The 1,177-nt window shown below is 58.8% G+C and carries 1 protein-coding gene; it reads right to left on the reverse strand.

What is annotated here, in order from left to right; all coding sequences use genetic code 11:
• Position 1: 1 nt before the first annotated feature.
• Positions 2-1,177 (reverse strand): elongation factor Tu (gene tuf, locus ACR0AA_RS23250; protein WP_480666416.1); only part of this gene is annotated, 1,176 nt, incomplete at its 5' end.

Raw genomic sequence — 1,177 nt, forward strand, 5'->3', positions numbered from 1 at the left:
ATTACTCGATGATTTTCGAGACGACGCCGGCGCCGACGGTGCGGCCGCCTTCGCGGATGGCGAAACGCAGGCCGTCTTCCATCGCGATCGGAGCGATCAGCTCGACGGTGAAGCCGACGTTATCGCCAGGCATGACCATCTCGGTGCCTTCGGCCAGGGTCACGGTGCCGGTCACGTCAGTTGTACGGAAGTAGAACTGCGGACGGTAGTTCGCGAAGAACGGGGTGTGACGGCCGCCTTCTTCCTTGGTCAGGATGTAGGCTTCGGCTTCGAACTTGGTGTGCGGTGTCACCGAACCCGGCTTACACAGAACCTGACCACGCTCAACGCCTTCACGGTCGATACCGCGCAGCAGGGCGCCGATGTTGTCGCCCGCTTCACCGCGATCCAGCAGCTTGCGGAACATTTCAACACCGGTACAGGTGGTTTTCTGAGTGTCACGGATGCCGACGATTTCGATCTCGTCGCCAACGTTGATCACGCCACGCTCAACACGGCCCGTAACAACGGTACCACGACCCGAGATCGAGAACACGTCTTCGACCGGCATCAGGAACGGCTTGTCAACTTCACGCTCAGGGGTGTCGATGTAATCATCAACAGCCGCCATCAGTTCGCGGATTTTCTCTTCGCCGATTTCCGGGTTGTTGCCTTCCATCGCGGCCAGAGCCGAACCTGCGATGATCGGAATGTCGTCGCCGGGGTATTCATAGCTGGACAGCAGTTCGCGAACTTCCATCTCAACCAGTTCCAGCAGCTCTTCGTCGTCAACCTGGTCAACTTTGTTCATGAACACGACCATCTTCGGGATGCCAACCTGGCGGCCCAGCAGGATGTGCTCGCGGGTCTGCGGCATCGGGCCGTCAGCTGCGTTCACAACCAGGATCGCGCCGTCCATCTGGGCAGCACCGGTGATCATGTTCTTGACGTAGTCGGCGTGGCCGGGGCAGTCGACGTGCGCATAGTGGCGGTTGTCGGTCTCGTATTCCACGTGGGCGGTCGAGATGGTGATGCCACGTGCTTTTTCTTCAGGCGCGCCGTCAATCTGGTCATACGCTTTGAAGTCACCGAAATACTTGGTGATTGCTGCGGTCAGCGTGGTCTTGCCGTGGTCAACGTGGCCAATCGTGCCGATGTTGACGTGCGGTTTTGTACGCTCAAACTTTTCCTTTGCCAT

The sequence above is a fragment of the Ruegeria sp. CE8 genome, from assembly GCF_056537465.1.